Raw genomic sequence first — 14,098 nt, 5'->3', positions numbered from 1 at the left:
TCCTACTCGGCCACCGAGGTGGTGAACTTGTCGTAGTGGATGTGCTCCCGCGGTACGCCGGCCAGGTCGAGCAGGTCGATCGCCGCGTCGACCATCGGCGGCGGCCCGCACAGGTAGGCGTCGCAGCCGGCCAGCCCTGGCTCCAGCCGTTGCACCACCTCCGTGACGAAGCCGGTGTGCTCCCAGTCGTCCGGCCAGCTCTCGGACAGGCAGCCGACGAACGCGAAGTCGCCGAGCTGGGCACCGAGCGCCTCGATCCGGTCGAGGTAGAACAGGTCGTTCGCGGTCCGGGCGCCGTAGTAGAACCGGATCGGCCGGTCGATCCCGTCCCGCACCGCGTGCCGCAGCAGCGACAGGATCGGGGCCATCCCCGCTCCCCCACCGATGCAGACGATCGGGCGGTCCGAGGACTTCTTCAGCGTGAACGTCCCGTACGGGCCGTCCAGCTCGAGAGCGTCGCCGACCTTCAGCTTGCCGTCGAGCAGCCCGGAGAAGTGCCCACCGGGGTACTTCTTGATCAGGAACTCCAGCGGCTGGTCCGGCAGGTTGGCCATCGAGAACGACCGGTGCGCGTCGTGGCCCGGGATCGCGATGTCGGCGTACTGGCCGGGTTTGAAGGTGAAACCCTCGGGCTCGACCAGGTCGAGCCGCAGCGAGACGATGTCGTGCGTGACCGGCTCGATCGCGGCGATCGTGGTCCGTAGGTGCTGCAGCGGTACGGCGTTGCGCAGTTCCTCCTCGTCGTAGTTGATCAGCTCGACGGTCAGGTCGGAGTAGGCGTGCGACTTGCAGAGCAGGATGTAGCCCTCGTCGCTCTCGTACTCGGCCAGTGCGAACGTCGAGTACCGGTCCATCTGCACGTCGCCGTCCAGCAGGAACGACTTGCAGGCGGCGCACTGGCCCTCCTTGCAGCCGTGCATCAGCGCGATGCCCTGCCGGAAGGCGGCGTTCAGGACGGTCTCGTCGGAGTCGACCTCCATCTCGAGGTCGACCGGCTCGAACCGTACGACGTGCTTGTCACCCATCGACGACTCCTGTTCGGGCTCGGGCGACCGGTGGCGGCGAGTGGTGCCAGGGTTCGCCGCCACCGATCTGCCTGGGGGTGGGTCAGACCTTGGCGGGACGGCCCGCGGGTCCACCGGCCGTGTACGCCGCGAGGTGGGCCTCGCGGTCGGTGTCGGACATCTCGTTGAGCAGGATGTTCGGGCTGGCGAAGTTGATCCCGCGGACGTCGTCCAGGGTCCAGAGCTTCTTGGGGTCGTCCAGGTCCAGGTGCGGCTGCGGGATCAGCGTCTTGCCGTCGTCACGCACGTAGCCGAGGTCGGAGATGATGTCGGCCAGGTCCCGGTTGTGGTGCAGCGTCTCCCACTCGCGGTGCCCGGTCAGCCGGCCCATGTTCGGCGTCGGCCGGCCCTCGTACTCGGGCCGGAACGCCTTGATGTCGGTCCAGGCGCAGGTCTCGGAACAGTACGTGCGCCACTGGCCGTCGACCTTCTCGGTGACCATGTCCTCGCGGATCAGCGCCGGGACCATGCAGGTCCAGCACCGGTGCGGGTACTCGTAGTCGACGTTCTCGAACGCGATCGGCTTGTTCCGGCCCGGGTAGCGCAGCCGGTTGTAGTTCTCCCACCACTTGCCGTACTTGTCGTACCAACCCGGGTACTTGAACTCGAACCACTCGAAGTCCTCGTCGGTCATCGGGTCGATCCGCCAGTAGTTCACCGGCCAGCCGGTGGCGAAGAACTGCGCCACCTCGTGCACGTAGCCCTTGTTGTAGATCCGGTTCCAGGCCTCCTCGACCAGGTCGTGCGGGATCTTCAGGCCGTACTTCTCCAGCGGGATCAGGTAGCTGCGGTAGTAGTCGTCGTAGATCCAGCGCCGCCACATCTCGGCGTAGGAGTCGCGGTCCTTGCGGCGGTCCTTGGTGCCGTACTCGATGAACGTGCCGATCGCGGCGTCGACGACGCAGTGGTTGTTCCACCAGGCGTAGCGCAGGTCGCGCTCGAGCAGCTGGCGGTTGTCCTCGTCGGCCAGCGCCATCAGCAGGATCGAGTACCCGTTGCTGATGTGCCGCGACTCGTCCGACTGCACCGAGTGGAACACCGTCGGCAGCAGGTAGTCGCCGTTGGCCGCGGCCTCGTCCGGCATCGCGACGAACAGCGTGTTGGTGAACGCGGTCTCGGCCACCACCGTGAGGTAGATGTTGGCCGCGGTGATCGCGTCACCGGTGATGAACCCCTCGCCGAACTGCCGGCCGATGGTGCCCGCGTAGTTGTTCGCGAACGCCTTCTCGGTGATGTCGAACCCGGCCGGGTCGATGTAGTGGTTCATGTACAGCTTCTTCAGGTTCATCTGGATCGTCGAGTGCCGGACCTCGTCGATCATCTGCACCGCGAGCCCGTTGTGGATCTCCGGGTTCGGGACGGCGTCGATCGCCATCGGCATCGCCCGGGCCGCGGAGATCTCGGGGAACGGGATGATGGACAGGAACAGCTTCTGCCACTCCATCCAGCGCTGCTGGACCTGGCGGAACATGTTGCCGCGGATCGCGCCGTCCATGGCGCCGAAGACGCGGTTGTCCTTCTCCTCCTCCATCGGGAAGTAGGACCGCATGATCTGCTTGAGCGGGTCCTTCTTCGGAGCTTTGTCGAAGCTGTAGTCGGTCCCGAAGCGTGTCGCGGGAGTGGCGAAGGTCGGCTCCCAGGACAGTTCGGTGATCTTGGCATGGGCCTTGCTCAGACTCTGCCTGCTCACGGTCTGCCTCCTCGGTCAGGGTCAGGTACGACGCCGAGGGCGCCGTGGTGCCCATCGGACACCGTCCGAGGCCTTGCGCTTGTCTCAATCTGAGACGGACGGTGGAGGCAGCCGGCCGTAGATTGGGTGCAAGCCGAAGACGAGAGGCGCCGCCAGTGGACGACCGTCGTACCGCCAACTCGCCCGGCAGCGGCCTGGTCCTGCGCCAGGCGCGGGACCTGTTCCTGTCCTCCGGTGACTTCGACCCGCTGGTCCGTGAACCGATCCAGGCCTCCTGGGTCCGGTCGTCGCGGCTGCGCGTGGACACCGACCACCTCGACCCGACCTATCACGGCCCGATCGAGGAGCCGTCGGCGCTGGCGCTCAGCGCGGCGCCGGTGCTGGCCGCGCTGGCCGAGGAGCTGGCCAACGAATCGGTGAGCATCATCCTCACCGACGCGCACGGACTGGTGCTGCAGCGCACTTGCGCCGATCAATCGCTGGTCCGCGAGCTGGATCGCGCCTACCTGTCACCCGGCTTCAGCTACACCGAGGAGCAGGTCGGCACCAACGGGATCGGTACGACGCTGGAGGCCGGCATCCCGACGATGGTGACCGGCAGCGAGCACTTCACCGGCCGGCTCGGCGGCTTCGCCTGCGCGGGCGCACCGATCCACCACCCGATCACGGGCGCGCTGCTCGGCGTACTGGACCTGACGTCGTCGGTGTCCCACTCGAACGCTCTGCTGATGTACTGCGCCCGCTCGACCGCGCAGAAGATCGAGCAGCAGGTGCTGGCCCGGGCCGGTGCGCGGGAGCTGGCGCTGTTCCGGGACTACCTGGCGGCCTGTCAGCACCCGGGCAGCGGCGTGCTCGCGCTGAGCAAGGACCTGGTGATGATGAACGCCCAGGCGCAGCAGCGGTTCGACCCGGCCGACCAGGCGGCGCTGCTGGCTCGCTCGGCCGATGCCGCTGGGGAGTCGTCCCCGGTGACGCTGGTGACCGACCTGCCGAGCGGTCTAGTCGCCAGGATGGACTACAAGCCGGCGTTCAGCGGTGCCGAGCTGGCCGGCGGCGTACTGCGGATTCAGGTGCAGTCCGGTCTGGACTCGTCGACCGGCGCCTCGCCCAGCGTCGTACCGGTGATGCCTGGGCTGGCTGGTACCAGTGCGACCTGGCAGCGGGTCTGTCACGCGGTGGACAGCTCTCGGCAGAGCGGCTCGTGGGTGGTGCTGGAGGGCGAGGCCGGCGTCGGCAAGATCGCGCTGCTGCGCTCGGTGAACCAGCTGCGCAACGGCTCCGGGCACTTCCGGGTGATGGACGCGTCGGAGGCCGGGCCGGCCTGGCTGGACACGATCGCCGAGGAGCTGGCGGCCGGAGCAGGGTCTCTCGTCGTACGGCGTGCGCATCTGCTCGACGCGGAGACGGTCAACGGGCTGTCCGACCTGCTGCTGGAGTACGCCGACGAGCGCAGTGGTGTCTGGGTGGCGCTGACCATGCGGAGCGAACCCCGCAATCCGGCCGTCGACGCGCAACTGCTGCCGCACTTCGCGCACACCATCGAGGTGCCGCCGCTGCGGCATCACCTGGAGGACATGCACAAGCTGGTCCCCCACCTGCTCGGCCGGCTCAACCGGGGCAACCAGCTGAGCATCTCGTCGTCCGCGCTGGCCCAGCTGATGCGGCTGCCGTGGCTGGGGAACGTGGAGCAGCTGCGACGGGTGCTGCTGCGGGTGGCTCAGCACCGGCGGTCCGGGACGATTCAGCTCGACGACCTGCCGGGTGAGTGCCGCGCGACCACGCGTCGCCGGCTCACCCAGTTGGAGTCGCTGGAGCGGGACGCCGTGGTCAAGGCGCTGGTCATCCATCGCGGCAACAAGGACAAGGCCGCGAGCGATCTGGGAATGTCGCGGGCGACCATCTACCGCAAGATCCGCGACTACGGGATCGTGCTGACGATCTGAAATCGCGTTGCGCGGTGTTCGGGGTCGCCGGGAGACTTTCCGGATGGCTACTGATGGACGCGGCGGGATCGACGTGGGGCTGGTGCGGCGGCTGGTGAAGGCGCAGTTCCCGCAGTGGGCCGAGCTGCCGGTCGAGCCGGTGAAGGTGGACGGGTGGGACAACCGGACGTACCGGCTGGGCTCCTCGATGACGGTCCGGCTGCCGAGCGCGGCGGCGTACGCGGATGCGGTCGGCAAGGAGAACGAGTGGATTCCCCGGCTCGCGCCGTCTTTGCCGGTGCCGGTGCCGGAGGTGCTGAGCAGAGGTGTGCCGGGCGAGGGGTATCCCTTCCACTGGTCCGTGCGGCGGTGGATCGACGGGGAGACCTCGTCCCTCGAGCGGATCTCTGACCTGACGGCCTTCGCGGTTTCGGTTGGGGAGTTCCTGCTCGCGCTGCAGGCGTGCGACGCAACGGGTGGGCCGGTGCCGGGTGGGCACAACTTCCACCGGGGTGGGCCGCCTGCGTACTACGACTCGGAGACGCGTGAGGCGCTGCGGGTCCTCGTGGGTCAGGTCGATGTCGAGGCCGCTACGGCGGTGTGGGAGGCCGCGCTGGCCAGTCGCTTCGAGGGGCCGCCGGTGTGGTTCCACGGAGACATTGCCTCCGGCAACCTTCTGGTGCGGGACGGGAAGCTGTCGGCGGTGATCGACTTCGGCACGTCCGGGGTCGGGGACCCGGCGTGTGATCTGGTGATCGCGTGGACGATGTTTTCCGGGTCCAGTCGCGAGGCGTTCCGGCGTACGGTCGATGCTGATGCGGGTACGTGGGCGCGGGCGCGCGGCTGGGCGCTGTGGAAGGCGCTGATCGTGCTCGCCGACGGCCGCGACGAAGAGGCCAACCGGCTGGTGATCGACGAGGTGCTCGCCGACCACCAGCTTTCTCTTTAACGAAGAGTGTTGAAGGACTCCCGGAGGATCTCGATCGCTTCCGTGGTCTCCGGCTCGGTCAGCGTCATCGGCGGGGCCATCCGGAGGACGTTGCCGTAGAGCCCGCCCTTCCCGACGAGCAGGCCGCGGTTCTTCGCCTCCTGCTGGAGCTTGGCCGTGGTCGCCGCGTCGGGCGCGTTGTCGCCGGGCTTGACGATCTCGGCCGCCAGCATCAGGCCCTTGCCGCGGACGTCGCCGAGCTCGGGGAACTCGTCCGCGATCCCCCGCAGCCCGTCGGCCAGCTGCGCGCCGCGCTTGGCGGCGTTGGCCTGCAGGTCGTGGTCGAGCAGGTACTCGATCGTCGCCTTCGCGGCGCTGGTCGAGATCGGGTTGCCGCCGAAGGTCGACAGCGAGTTCGCGCTCAGGCTGTCCATCAGCGCGGGCGTCGCGACGACACCGCCGATCGCGAACCCGTTGCCGAGCCCCTTCGCGAACGTCATCGCGTCCGGTACGACGTCGTGCGCCTGGATGCCCCAGAAGTGCTCGCCGGTCCGGCCCCACCCGGTCTGCACCTCGTCGGAGATCAGCAGGATCCCGTACTCGTCGAGGACCTCCTTGAACGCGGCGTACAGGCCGTCCGGCGGCGAGGAGAATCCGCCGACGCCCTGGATCGGCTCGACGATCAGGCAGGCGACGTCCCCGGCGGTCGTGGTCGCGATCACCTCGCGCAGGTCGTCGACGCACGCCTTCACGTAGTCGGCGTCCGGCAGGTCGCGGAACGGGCTGCGGTAGCGGTACGCGCCCTGCAGGTACTGGACGTTGACCGGCGACAGGCTGCTCGCCGACCAGCCGCGGTTGCCGGTGATCGCGACCGTGCCGAAGCCGCGGCCGTGGTACGAGTTGCGCATCGCGAGCACCTGGTTCGACCGGCGCTTCTGGGTCGCGAACAGCAGCGCGGCCTCGTTCGCCTCGGTGCCGGAGTTGGTGAAGAACACCTTCGCGTCCGGGATGCCGGACAGCTCGGCGATCTTCTCGGCCAGCTCGATCTGCCGGCGGATCAGGTACACGGTGGAGGTGTGCGCGACGCCGCTGCTGAGCTGCTCGCGGACGGCGTCGGAGATCTCGGCGATGTCGTAGCCGATCGCGTTGGTCAGGATGCCGGCGAAGAAGTCGAGGTACTCCTTGCCCTCCCCGTCGGTGACCCGGCGGCCGGACCCCTGGACGATCTCGATCGGCTCCTCGTAGTACAAGGCCAGCCAGTCCGGCATGACGGCCTTGTGACGCTCCCACAGCTCCGCATGTGTCATGTCTTAGCAATACCTCATCTCGGTGCTGACCGACAGTGTTCTAGGGTGCTGCGGTGACGCAGCCGAGCATTCCGCACGTGGACATCGAGTCGCTGGACCACTTCGACCGGATCGTGGCCGCGGGAGCCACCTCGATGGCCGGCTGGCGGGTCCAGTCGGTCGACCTGTCCGCCCGTACGGAGCAGCTGCTGGGCCTGACGCCGGTGGGGTCGCTGTTCCTCGGCTGCACCCTGGAGGAGCCGGCGGCCGCCTGGATCCGGGACGGCGGCGGACTGCTCTTCCCGGCCATCCCCGAGCTGCCGTTCGACCCGTACCGCGCTGCCCTGTACGACGCCGACCAGCTGTACGCCGGTCTCGAGGCCGGCTACGAGGCGACCCCGGACGCCAAGGTCTACGCCTGGTCCCGCCAGCACGACGAGAAGGGTGACACCAGCCGGACCCTCGCGGCCGCGCTGCACGACCACTCGATCGCCGACGCGCTGCACGAGCTCCCCGACGGCAGGCCCTGGATCGGCGTGATGGGCGGCCACGGGATCAAGCGCGGCGACCCGACGTACCGGTCGGCCGTCGAGCTCGGCCGCTGCCTCAGCCGTGCCGGCCTGACCGTCGCCACCGGCGGCGGCCCGGGCGCGATGGAGGCGGCGAACCTGGGCGCCATGCTGGCGTCGTACGACTCCTCAGCCGTTGACTCAGCTTTGGATGCACTGGCTGCCGTCCCCTCCTTCCGCCCGTCCATCACCGCCTGGGCCGCGGCCGGCCTGGCGGTCCGCCGTACGTACCCGGGCGAGGGCGGCGTCTCGATCCCGACCTGGTTCTACGGTCACGAGCCGCCGAACGTGTTCGCCTCGTCGATCGCGAAGTACTTCTCCAACGCCCAGCGCGAGGACGTCCTGCTCAGCCGGGCCCGCGGCGGCATCATCTACCTGCCGGGCGCCGCAGGCACCGTCCAGGAGATCTTCCAGGCCGTCACGCCCAACTACTACGGCGACCCGGCCACGCAGGTGCCGATGGTGCTGGTGGGCATCGAGCACTGGACCTCTCGGTTGCCAGTTTGGCCGCTCCTGCAGTCCCTGGCCGACAGCCGGCCGATGGCGTCGTCCGTCCACCTGGTCGACACCATCGAGGACGCCGCGACGCTGGTTCAGGCCACGCGCTGAGGCTTGAACTGCAGCTGCGGGTTCGCGTAGGCCTCCTGCGACTCGACCAGCTGCAGCTCACGCTCGCCCGACTCGTGGGTCCGGGTGAGCAGGTCGAACACGCTCGACGTGGTCCGCGCGAGCGCCTCGGAGAGATCCCCCGTACGACGGTAGTGCGCGGTGAACAGCGCAGCCGTCACATCGCCCGAGCCGTTCGCCTTCATCGGGATGTACGGCGTCTGCACGATCCACGCGCCGCTGTCGTCGACGGCCAGCATCTCGATCGTGCCGTCCTCGCGGTCGGGACGCTCGACGCTCGTGACAAGCACCGTGCGCGGACCGGTCGCGCGCGCCAGCTCGACCGAGGCCAGCGTGGACTCGAGCGTGTCGGGCTCGGTGTTGGTCAGGAAGCCCAGCTCGAACTGGTTGGGCGTGATGATGTCGGCGGCCGGGACCACTCGGTCGCGCAGCAGCACGGGGATCGCCGGCGCGACGAAGCACCCGGACTTCGCGTTGCCCATCACCGGGTCGCAGGAGTACACCGCCGCGGGGTTGGCCGCCTTGACCCGCTCGACCGTCTCGAGGATCACGTCGGCGATTCCCTCGCCGCCCTGGTAGCCCGAGAGCACCACGTCGATCTGCGGCAGGACACCGCGGTCCTCGATGCCGAGCAGCACCTCGCGGACGTCGTCCGGGCTGATCATCGGCCCGCGCCACGCGCCGTACCCGGTGTGGTTGGAGAAGTTCACCGTGTAGACCGGCAGCACCTCCACCCCGATGCGCTGGAGCGGAAACACGGCGGCGGAGTTGCCCACGTGCCCGTAGGCGACGGCGGACTGGATGGAGAGGATCTTCACCGTTCGATCATCCCATCCCCCGCCGGCCGCGCCGGCGGGACGTGGTGCCGGGCCGGGCGGCACCCACTCCCCCACCTCGCCTTGCTCCGCACTTTCTCAGTTTGTCGGTGCGCTGCCCTAGGTTCCTCCGTATGGCTGATTTCGTGCTGGTTCCAGGGGCGTGGCTGGGTGCGTGGGCGTGGGACGAGGTCGCCGACCTGCTCGAGACCGAGGGGCACAAGGCGTATCCGGTGACCCTGACCGGCCTGGCCGAGCGACACCAGCCCGACTCGGCGCAGACTCCTCAAGCGCAGCACGTGGCTGACGTGGTTGCGGCGGCCGAGGGGCTGAGCGACGTGGTGATCGTCGGCCACAGCTACTCCGGCATCCCCGCCGGTCAGGCGGCGGCTCAGCTCGGCGACAGGCTTCGGCGGGTGGTCTATCTGGACTCGAACATCCCGATCGACGGCCAGTCCTTCGCCGAGGGCTGGTCACCGGAGGGTCGCGCGTGGCTGGCCGGGCAGCTGGCCGAGTCCGGCGGCTTCTGGCCGCCGCTGACCGCAGAGGACTACGCCGGACAGGACCTCACCGACGAGCAGATCACCACGATCGTGAAGCGGTCCACCCCGCACCCCGGCCGAGCGATCACCGAGCCCGCCGTGCTCGCCCGACCGATCACCGAGCTGCCCACGACGTACGTGAAGTGCCTGATGGACGGCCCGACCCCGAGCACGCCGGTCCTGCAGCACCTCGAGTCCCCGTCCTGGACCCTAGCCGAGCTGGACACCGGCCACTGGCCGATGTTCTCCAGCCCGGCAGCACTGGCCGCGCTCCTGACCCGGATGTGAGCCCTCAGGCGCCGTCGAGCCAGCCTTCGGCGGTCTCGAGGAAGAGGTCGACCTCCATCACGTCGTAGCCCTCCCGCATGCGCACCGGGGAGAACTGGACCGTCCGGATCTCGCGAGTGGTGACCGGGCGCTCGACCGGAAGACCGTTCACGGTCGCCATCACCCGGTCGACGAAGTCGTCCACCTCGGCCATGTCGTAGCCCTCGCGAAACTTCACCGGGGTGAAACGCGGAGCGTCTTGCTGACGTCGGGAATCCACCGGCCGCGCGCCGTTGCGGCGATCCGCCGGCTGATCCGCCACCTGCCCGCGCGACAAGCTCTGCACGGCGAGGTCGAGGAAGTCGTCGACGTCCTCGATGGCGTACCCCTCGCGGAACCGGACCGGCCGGAAGGCGACATTGCGGATCTCGTCAACGGTCACCGGCTGGGTGCCCGGCCGTCCGTCGACGCCGGCCTCGAGGCGAGCGACGAACGCATCGACCTCGGCGATGTCGTACCCCTGCTGCCACTTGACCCGCCGGAACAGCGGGGCGTCCATCAACTGTTGGCGGCAGCGAGCTGGCCGCAGGCGCCGTCGATCTCCTGGCCGCGGGTGTCGCGAACCGTGGTGGGGATGCCGCCGGCCTGCAGGCGGCGGACGAACTCGCGCTCGTCGGCCGGGTCGGACGCGGTCCACTTCGAGCCCGGCGTCGGGTTCAGCGGGATCAGGTTGACGTGCACCCAGCCCCAGTCGCCGCGGGCGGCCAGCTTCTCGGCCAGCAGGTCCGCGCGCCAGGCGTGGTCGTTGATGTCGCGGATCATCGCGTACTCGATCGAGACCCGGCGCTTGGTCTTCTCGGCGTACGCCCAGGCGGCGTCGAGCACCTCGTCGACCTTCCACCGGTTGTTGATCGGGACCAGCTCGTCGCGCAGCTCGTCGTCCGGCGCGTGCAGCGACAGCGCGAGCGTGACCGGGATGCCCTCGGTCGCCAGCTGGTTGATCCGCGGCACCAGGCCGACGGTCGACACGGTGATGCCGCGGGCGGAGATGCCCAGGCCCTCCGGCGACGGGTCGGTGAAGCGGCGGACCGCGCCGATCACGGCCTTGTAGTTGGCCATCGGCTCGCCCATGCCCATGAAGACGATGTTGTTGACCCGCCCCGGACCGCCCTCGATCTCACCGCGGGACAGCGCGCGGGCGCCGTCGACGACCTGCTCGACGATCTCGGCGGTCGTCATGTTCCGCGTCAGGCCGGCCTGGCCGGTCGCGCAGAAGGGGCACGCCATCCCGCAGCCGGCCTGCGACGAGACGCACATCGTGGTCCGGTCGGTGTAGCGCATCAGCACGGACTCGACCAGCGAGCCGTCGAGCAGCTTCCACAGCGACTTGCGGGTCTGCCCGTTGTCGCACTCCAGGTCGCGGACCTTGGTGAGCAACGGCGGCAGCAGGTCGGCGGCCAGCTTGTCGCGGGTCGCGGCCGGAAGGTCGGTCATCTCGGCCGGGTCGGAGACCAGCCGGGAGAAGTAGTGGTTCGACAGCTGCTTGGCCCGGAACGCGGGCTCACCCAACGCCACCACCGCGGCCTTGCGCTCCTCCCCGCTGAGGTCGGCCAGGTGCCGCGGCGGCTTCTTGGCACGGCGCGGTTCATCGAAAACAAGCGGGAGGGAGGTAGTCATCGCCCTCGATTGTCCCTCGCCGCCGACCGCTTTCACAAATTCACACTGGTGGTACCGGTCACGCTCAGCCCGCGGCGGTGAGATCGCTGGCAGCGGCCAGCTCCGCGATGGTTTCCCGTACGGCGGGCAGCACCGGCGACGTGTTCCCGGGCAGCCAGACCATCTCCGTCGACACGGTCTCCCCCGCCAACGGCACGAACACGACCCCCGTACGCCGCAAGCTGGACGCCGACCTGGCCAGCCTCGTCACCCCGACCCCGGCCGCGACCATGCCGAGCAACACCTGGATGCTCGCGTCCCGGTGCACGACCTTCGGCTCGAACCCGGCCGCGCGGAACTCCGCGTCGTACGCGTCGTGCCACGGCGCCCACGAGCTGCGCGGCGTCAGCAGCCAGGGCTCAGCGGCCAGGTCGCTCAGGGTCAGCTCCGGACGGTCGGCCAGTGCGTGCCCCTCCGGCAGTACGGCGCAGACCTCCTCGCGGACCAGAGTCCTGGTCGCCAGGTCGTCCACCAGCGGCGGGCGCGTGAACGCCACGTCGTACCGGCCGCTGCGGACGCCTTCTACCAGCGGACCGATCGTGGTCTCCTCGGTCGCGAGCTCCAGGTCCGGGAAGCGATCGCGGACGGCTCGGACGACGGGCGGGAGCAGGTAGTTGGCGGTGGTCGCCAGGAAGGCCATCCGGAGCAGTCCGATCTCGCCACGGACCGCACGGGCGACCACAGCCATCGCCTGGTCTGCCCTGCTGAGCACGGCGCGGGCCTCGGGCAGGAAGAGCGCGCCGACCTCGGTCAGCGCGGTGCCGCGGCTGTCGCGGTCGAACAGCTTGGCGCCGACCATCCGCTCCAGCAGGGTGATCTGCTGGGACAGCGACTGCTGGGCGATCGTCAGCCGGGCCGCTGCGCGGGTGAAGCTCACCTCCTCCGCCACCGCGACGAAGTAGCGCAGCTGCCGCAGTTCGGGGGTCACAGGCCCAGGCTACTGCTGCGCCAGGCAGCCGGTGTTGGCCCCGCACGGGGGTCCGGACGAAGACTCGAAGCATGGAAAACAACAACAAGGTTTGGTTGATCACCGGCTGCTCCACAGGCTTCGGACGGGAGCTGGTCCTGGCCGCACTGGCTGCCGGCGACCAGGTGATGGCCACAGCTCGCAGGCCCGAGACACTGGCCGACCTGGCGTCGCGTGGCGCCAGCACGGCGGCCCTGGACGTGACCGATCCCGCCTCCGTCGCGGCAGCGGTCGAGGCGACGATGGCCGTGTTCGGGCGGATCGACGTACTGGTCAACAACGCCGGCTCGCTGGTGATGGGCGCCATCGAGGAAGTCAGCATGCAGCAGCTGCGGGAGCAGTTCGACGTCGTCTACTTCGGCGCCGCCGAGGTCACCCAGGCGGTGCTGCCGATCCTGCGCTCGCAGGGCTCGGGAACGATCGTGCAGATGAGCTCACTGGGCGGGCTGAAGACCTACCCCGGCTACGGCGTCTACAACTCGGCCAAGCACGCGCTGGAGGGCTACTCCGAGGCGCTGGCCACCGAGGTGGCCCCGCTCGGCATCCGCGTCCTGATCGTCGAGCCCGGTGCCTTCCGTACGCCGTTCAACGGCAACAAGGTGACCACCGCTGAGCTGGACATCTACCGCGAGACCGCCGGAGCGACCCGCGTCAACACCGCGGCGCTGCTCGGCAACGAGCCGAACGACCCGGTCAAGGGCGTCGCCGCCATCATGAAGGCGCTCGACAGCGGCAACCCGCCGCTGCGCCTGCTGCTGGGCAACGACGCAGTCGACGGCCTCCGCGAACACCACGAGGCCCTGCTGGCCTCGGTCACCGAGTGGGAGGAACTCAGCCGCTCCACGGCGATCTGAGGTCCACAGCCCGGAGTACGACGTACTCCGGGCAAGCGTTCCAAGGTCAGGCCGAGTAGCCCTTCGGCGGGATGAGGGTGGCGAGCTGGTTGAAGGTGAGCCAGTACGTCGGCGTCGGCGCGAAGCCGGCCGGGTCGGCGATCAGGACGGTCATGTCGGCGGAGTCGTACCCGATCACCGTGAAGTAGTGGTAGATCGTGTAGTTCGGGTAGCCCGGCGGGTGGTTGCCTGCCGGCGCCACGATGTTGGCCACGATCGGGTAGTTGTTGTCGATGTCGAGCACGATGTCGTTCCACAGCAGGTCGCGCTGGCCCTGCGTGGGCGGGTCGTTCGGCATCTCCTTGGTCTCGTACCAACCGGTGCCGAGGTGGTTGTTGAGCACCCGCGTCACCTGACCGATCCAGTCGGTGCCGTTCGTGGTGGTCGGCAACTCGTTGGCCAACTGCTGCTGACTCGGTGGAGCGATCCGCGCCGACAAGGCGATCCGCGTCGCCGCCGGACCGCACCAGTAGCCGGTCTCCTGGTACTGGAAGTCCACCTGCAGCGTCTTGGCGGTCAGCGTCCTGGTGGCTCCGCTGGGGACCGCCTTGGCGGCTGTTGGTTCCACAGCCGTCGCCGGACCGGCCGTGGGCATCAGCAACGCGCCGGTCAGCACCAGACCGCTGAGTACGGCTTTCACCTTCTTGCTCATCTCAGCTCCTCACAGTCGCCCCCGATGACCGGGAGTGGCCATCCCAGCACCCAGTGCAGTCGCATCGGCCGGAGATGTAAAGCACTTACTGAGATCCGTCCGTCATGAGTGCTTCCTTTCCACGAGGAATGACCAGGCTTGACCGTGCCGTTGGACTCTG

13 protein-coding genes are annotated in these 14,098 nt (G+C 69.0%); 5 read left to right on the top strand and 8 right to left on the bottom strand.

Annotated features, from left to right (window positions below; all coding sequences use genetic code 11):
• Window positions 1–2: 2 nt before the first annotated feature.
• Together ABD235_RS39590 and ABD235_RS39585 are read right to left on the bottom strand one after the other, a co-directional pair.
• Complete coding sequence (locus ABD235_RS39590; RefSeq protein WP_344183801.1) at window positions 3–1,025, bottom strand: FAD-binding oxidoreductase; 1,023 nt, start codon at window positions 1,023–1,025, stop codon at window positions 3–5.
• 82 nt (window positions 1,026–1,107) lie between these two features.
• Window positions 1,108–2,754 carry a ferritin family protein gene (locus ABD235_RS39585; RefSeq protein WP_344183800.1) on the bottom strand — a complete coding sequence of 549 codons (1,647 nt, stop codon included), beginning with the start codon at window positions 2,752–2,754 and terminating at the stop codon, window positions 1,108–1,110.
• Between the two features lie 155 nt (window positions 2,755–2,909).
• Between ABD235_RS39585 and ABD235_RS39580 the strand changes: the two genes are divergently transcribed.
• Window positions 2,910–4,697, top strand: a complete 1,788-nt coding sequence (locus ABD235_RS39580) for a sigma-54-dependent Fis family transcriptional regulator (RefSeq protein WP_344183799.1) — start codon at window positions 2,910–2,912, stop codon at window positions 4,695–4,697.
• Between the two features lie 43 nt (window positions 4,698–4,740).
• Window positions 4,741–5,625 (top strand): aminoglycoside phosphotransferase family protein, encoded by an 885-nt coding sequence (locus ABD235_RS39575; RefSeq protein ID WP_344183798.1) that lies wholly within the window; start codon window positions 4,741–4,743, stop codon window positions 5,623–5,625.
• Here the strand turns inward: ABD235_RS39575 and ABD235_RS39570 are convergent.
• Window positions 5,622–6,911: an aspartate aminotransferase family protein gene (locus ABD235_RS39570; RefSeq protein WP_344183796.1), complete on the bottom strand. Its 1,290-nt coding sequence runs from the start codon at window positions 6,909–6,911 to the stop codon at window positions 5,622–5,624. The two genes, ABD235_RS39575 and ABD235_RS39570, sit on opposite strands and share 4 nt — an antisense overlap.
• 53 nt (window positions 6,912–6,964) lie before the next feature.
• Here ABD235_RS39570 and ABD235_RS39565 point away from each other — a divergent pair, with 53 nt between their 5' ends.
• Window positions 6,965–8,068 (top strand): LOG family protein, encoded by a 1,104-nt coding sequence (locus tag ABD235_RS39565; protein WP_344183794.1) that lies wholly within the window; start codon window positions 6,965–6,967, stop codon window positions 8,066–8,068.
• Here ABD235_RS39565 and pdxY read toward each other — a convergent pair.
• Window positions 8,053–8,904, bottom strand: coding sequence for a pyridoxal kinase PdxY (gene pdxY, locus ABD235_RS39560; RefSeq protein ID WP_344183792.1), 852 nt, complete (start codon window positions 8,902–8,904; stop codon window positions 8,053–8,055). The two genes, ABD235_RS39565 and pdxY, sit on opposite strands and share 16 nt — an antisense overlap.
• 131 nt (window positions 8,905–9,035) lie before the next feature.
• Between pdxY and ABD235_RS39555 the strand changes: the two genes are divergently transcribed.
• Window positions 9,036–9,731 (top strand): alpha/beta fold hydrolase, encoded by a 696-nt coding sequence (locus tag ABD235_RS39555; protein WP_344183790.1) that lies wholly within the window; start codon window positions 9,036–9,038, stop codon window positions 9,729–9,731.
• A 4-nt stretch (window positions 9,732–9,735) separates the two neighbouring features.
• Here ABD235_RS39555 and ABD235_RS39550 read toward each other — a convergent pair whose 3' ends face one another.
• The 3 genes from ABD235_RS39550 to ABD235_RS39540 all read right to left on the bottom strand — a co-directional run bounded on the left by ABD235_RS39550 (window position 9,736) and on the right by ABD235_RS39540 (window position 12,354).
• Window positions 9,736–10,269 (bottom strand): DivIVA domain-containing protein, encoded by a 534-nt coding sequence (locus ABD235_RS39550; protein WP_344183788.1) that lies wholly within the window; start codon window positions 10,267–10,269, stop codon window positions 9,736–9,738.
• Window positions 10,269–11,387: a dual-specificity RNA methyltransferase RlmN gene (gene rlmN, locus ABD235_RS39545; RefSeq protein WP_344183786.1), complete on the bottom strand. Its 1,119-nt coding sequence runs from the start codon at window positions 11,385–11,387 to the stop codon at window positions 10,269–10,271. The genes ABD235_RS39550 and rlmN overlap by 1 nt, the downstream gene beginning before the upstream one ends.
• Window positions 11,388–11,451: 64 nt before the next feature.
• Window positions 11,452–12,354: a LysR family transcriptional regulator gene (locus ABD235_RS39540; protein ID WP_344183785.1), complete on the bottom strand. Its 903-nt coding sequence runs from the start codon at window positions 12,352–12,354 to the stop codon at window positions 11,452–11,454.
• A 71-nt stretch (window positions 12,355–12,425) separates the two neighbouring features.
• On the opposite strand from ABD235_RS39540, the gene ABD235_RS39535 reads away from it, so the two are divergent.
• Window positions 12,426–13,247 carry an SDR family NAD(P)-dependent oxidoreductase gene (locus ABD235_RS39535; RefSeq protein WP_344183784.1) on the top strand — a complete coding sequence of 274 codons (822 nt, stop codon included), beginning with the start codon at window positions 12,426–12,428 and terminating at the stop codon, window positions 13,245–13,247.
• 46 nt (window positions 13,248–13,293) lie between these two features.
• Here ABD235_RS39535 and ABD235_RS39530 read toward each other — a convergent pair whose 3' ends face one another.
• The gene (locus tag ABD235_RS39530) at window positions 13,294–13,938 is read right to left on the bottom strand and encodes a C39 family peptidase (protein ID WP_344183782.1); all 645 of its coding nucleotides are present in this window, start codon (window positions 13,936–13,938) and stop codon (window positions 13,294–13,296) included.
• Window positions 13,939–14,098 lie beyond the last annotated feature (160 nt).

The organism is Kribbella lupini, assembly GCF_039529595.1.
In the GTDB taxonomy this organism is placed as follows: Bacteria; Actinomycetota; Actinomycetes; order Propionibacteriales; family Kribbellaceae; genus Kribbella; species Kribbella lupini.
This window is presented reverse-complemented; position numbering and strand designations above follow the sequence as displayed.

Excerpts from the sequence above, each read along its gene's own strand:
- ABD235_RS39575 (WP_344183798.1), top strand. The coding sequence starts at position 4,741 with ATGGCTACTGATGGACGCGGCGGGATCGACGTGGGGCTGGTGCGGCGG.
- ABD235_RS39555 (WP_344183790.1), top strand. The coding sequence starts at position 9,036 with ATGGCTGATTTCGTGCTGGTTCCAGGGGCGTGGCTGGGTGCGTGGGCG.
- ABD235_RS39530 (WP_344183782.1), bottom strand. The coding sequence starts at position 13,938 with ATGAGCAAGAAGGTGAAAGCCGTACTCAGCGGTCTGGTGCTGACCGGC.
- rlmN (WP_344183786.1), bottom strand. The coding sequence starts at position 11,387 with ATGACTACCTCCCTCCCGCTTGTTTTCGATGAACCGCGCCGTGCCAAG.
- ABD235_RS39550 (WP_344183788.1), bottom strand. The coding sequence starts at position 10,269 with ATGGACGCCCCGCTGTTCCGGCGGGTCAAGTGGCAGCAGGGGTACGAC.
- ABD235_RS39570 (WP_344183796.1), bottom strand. The coding sequence starts at position 6,911 with ATGACACATGCGGAGCTGTGGGAGCGTCACAAGGCCGTCATGCCGGAC.
- ABD235_RS39535 (WP_344183784.1), top strand. The coding sequence starts at position 12,426 with ATGGAAAACAACAACAAGGTTTGGTTGATCACCGGCTGCTCCACAGGC.
- ABD235_RS39590 (WP_344183801.1), bottom strand. The coding sequence starts at position 1,025 with ATGGGTGACAAGCACGTCGTACGGTTCGAGCCGGTCGACCTCGAGATG.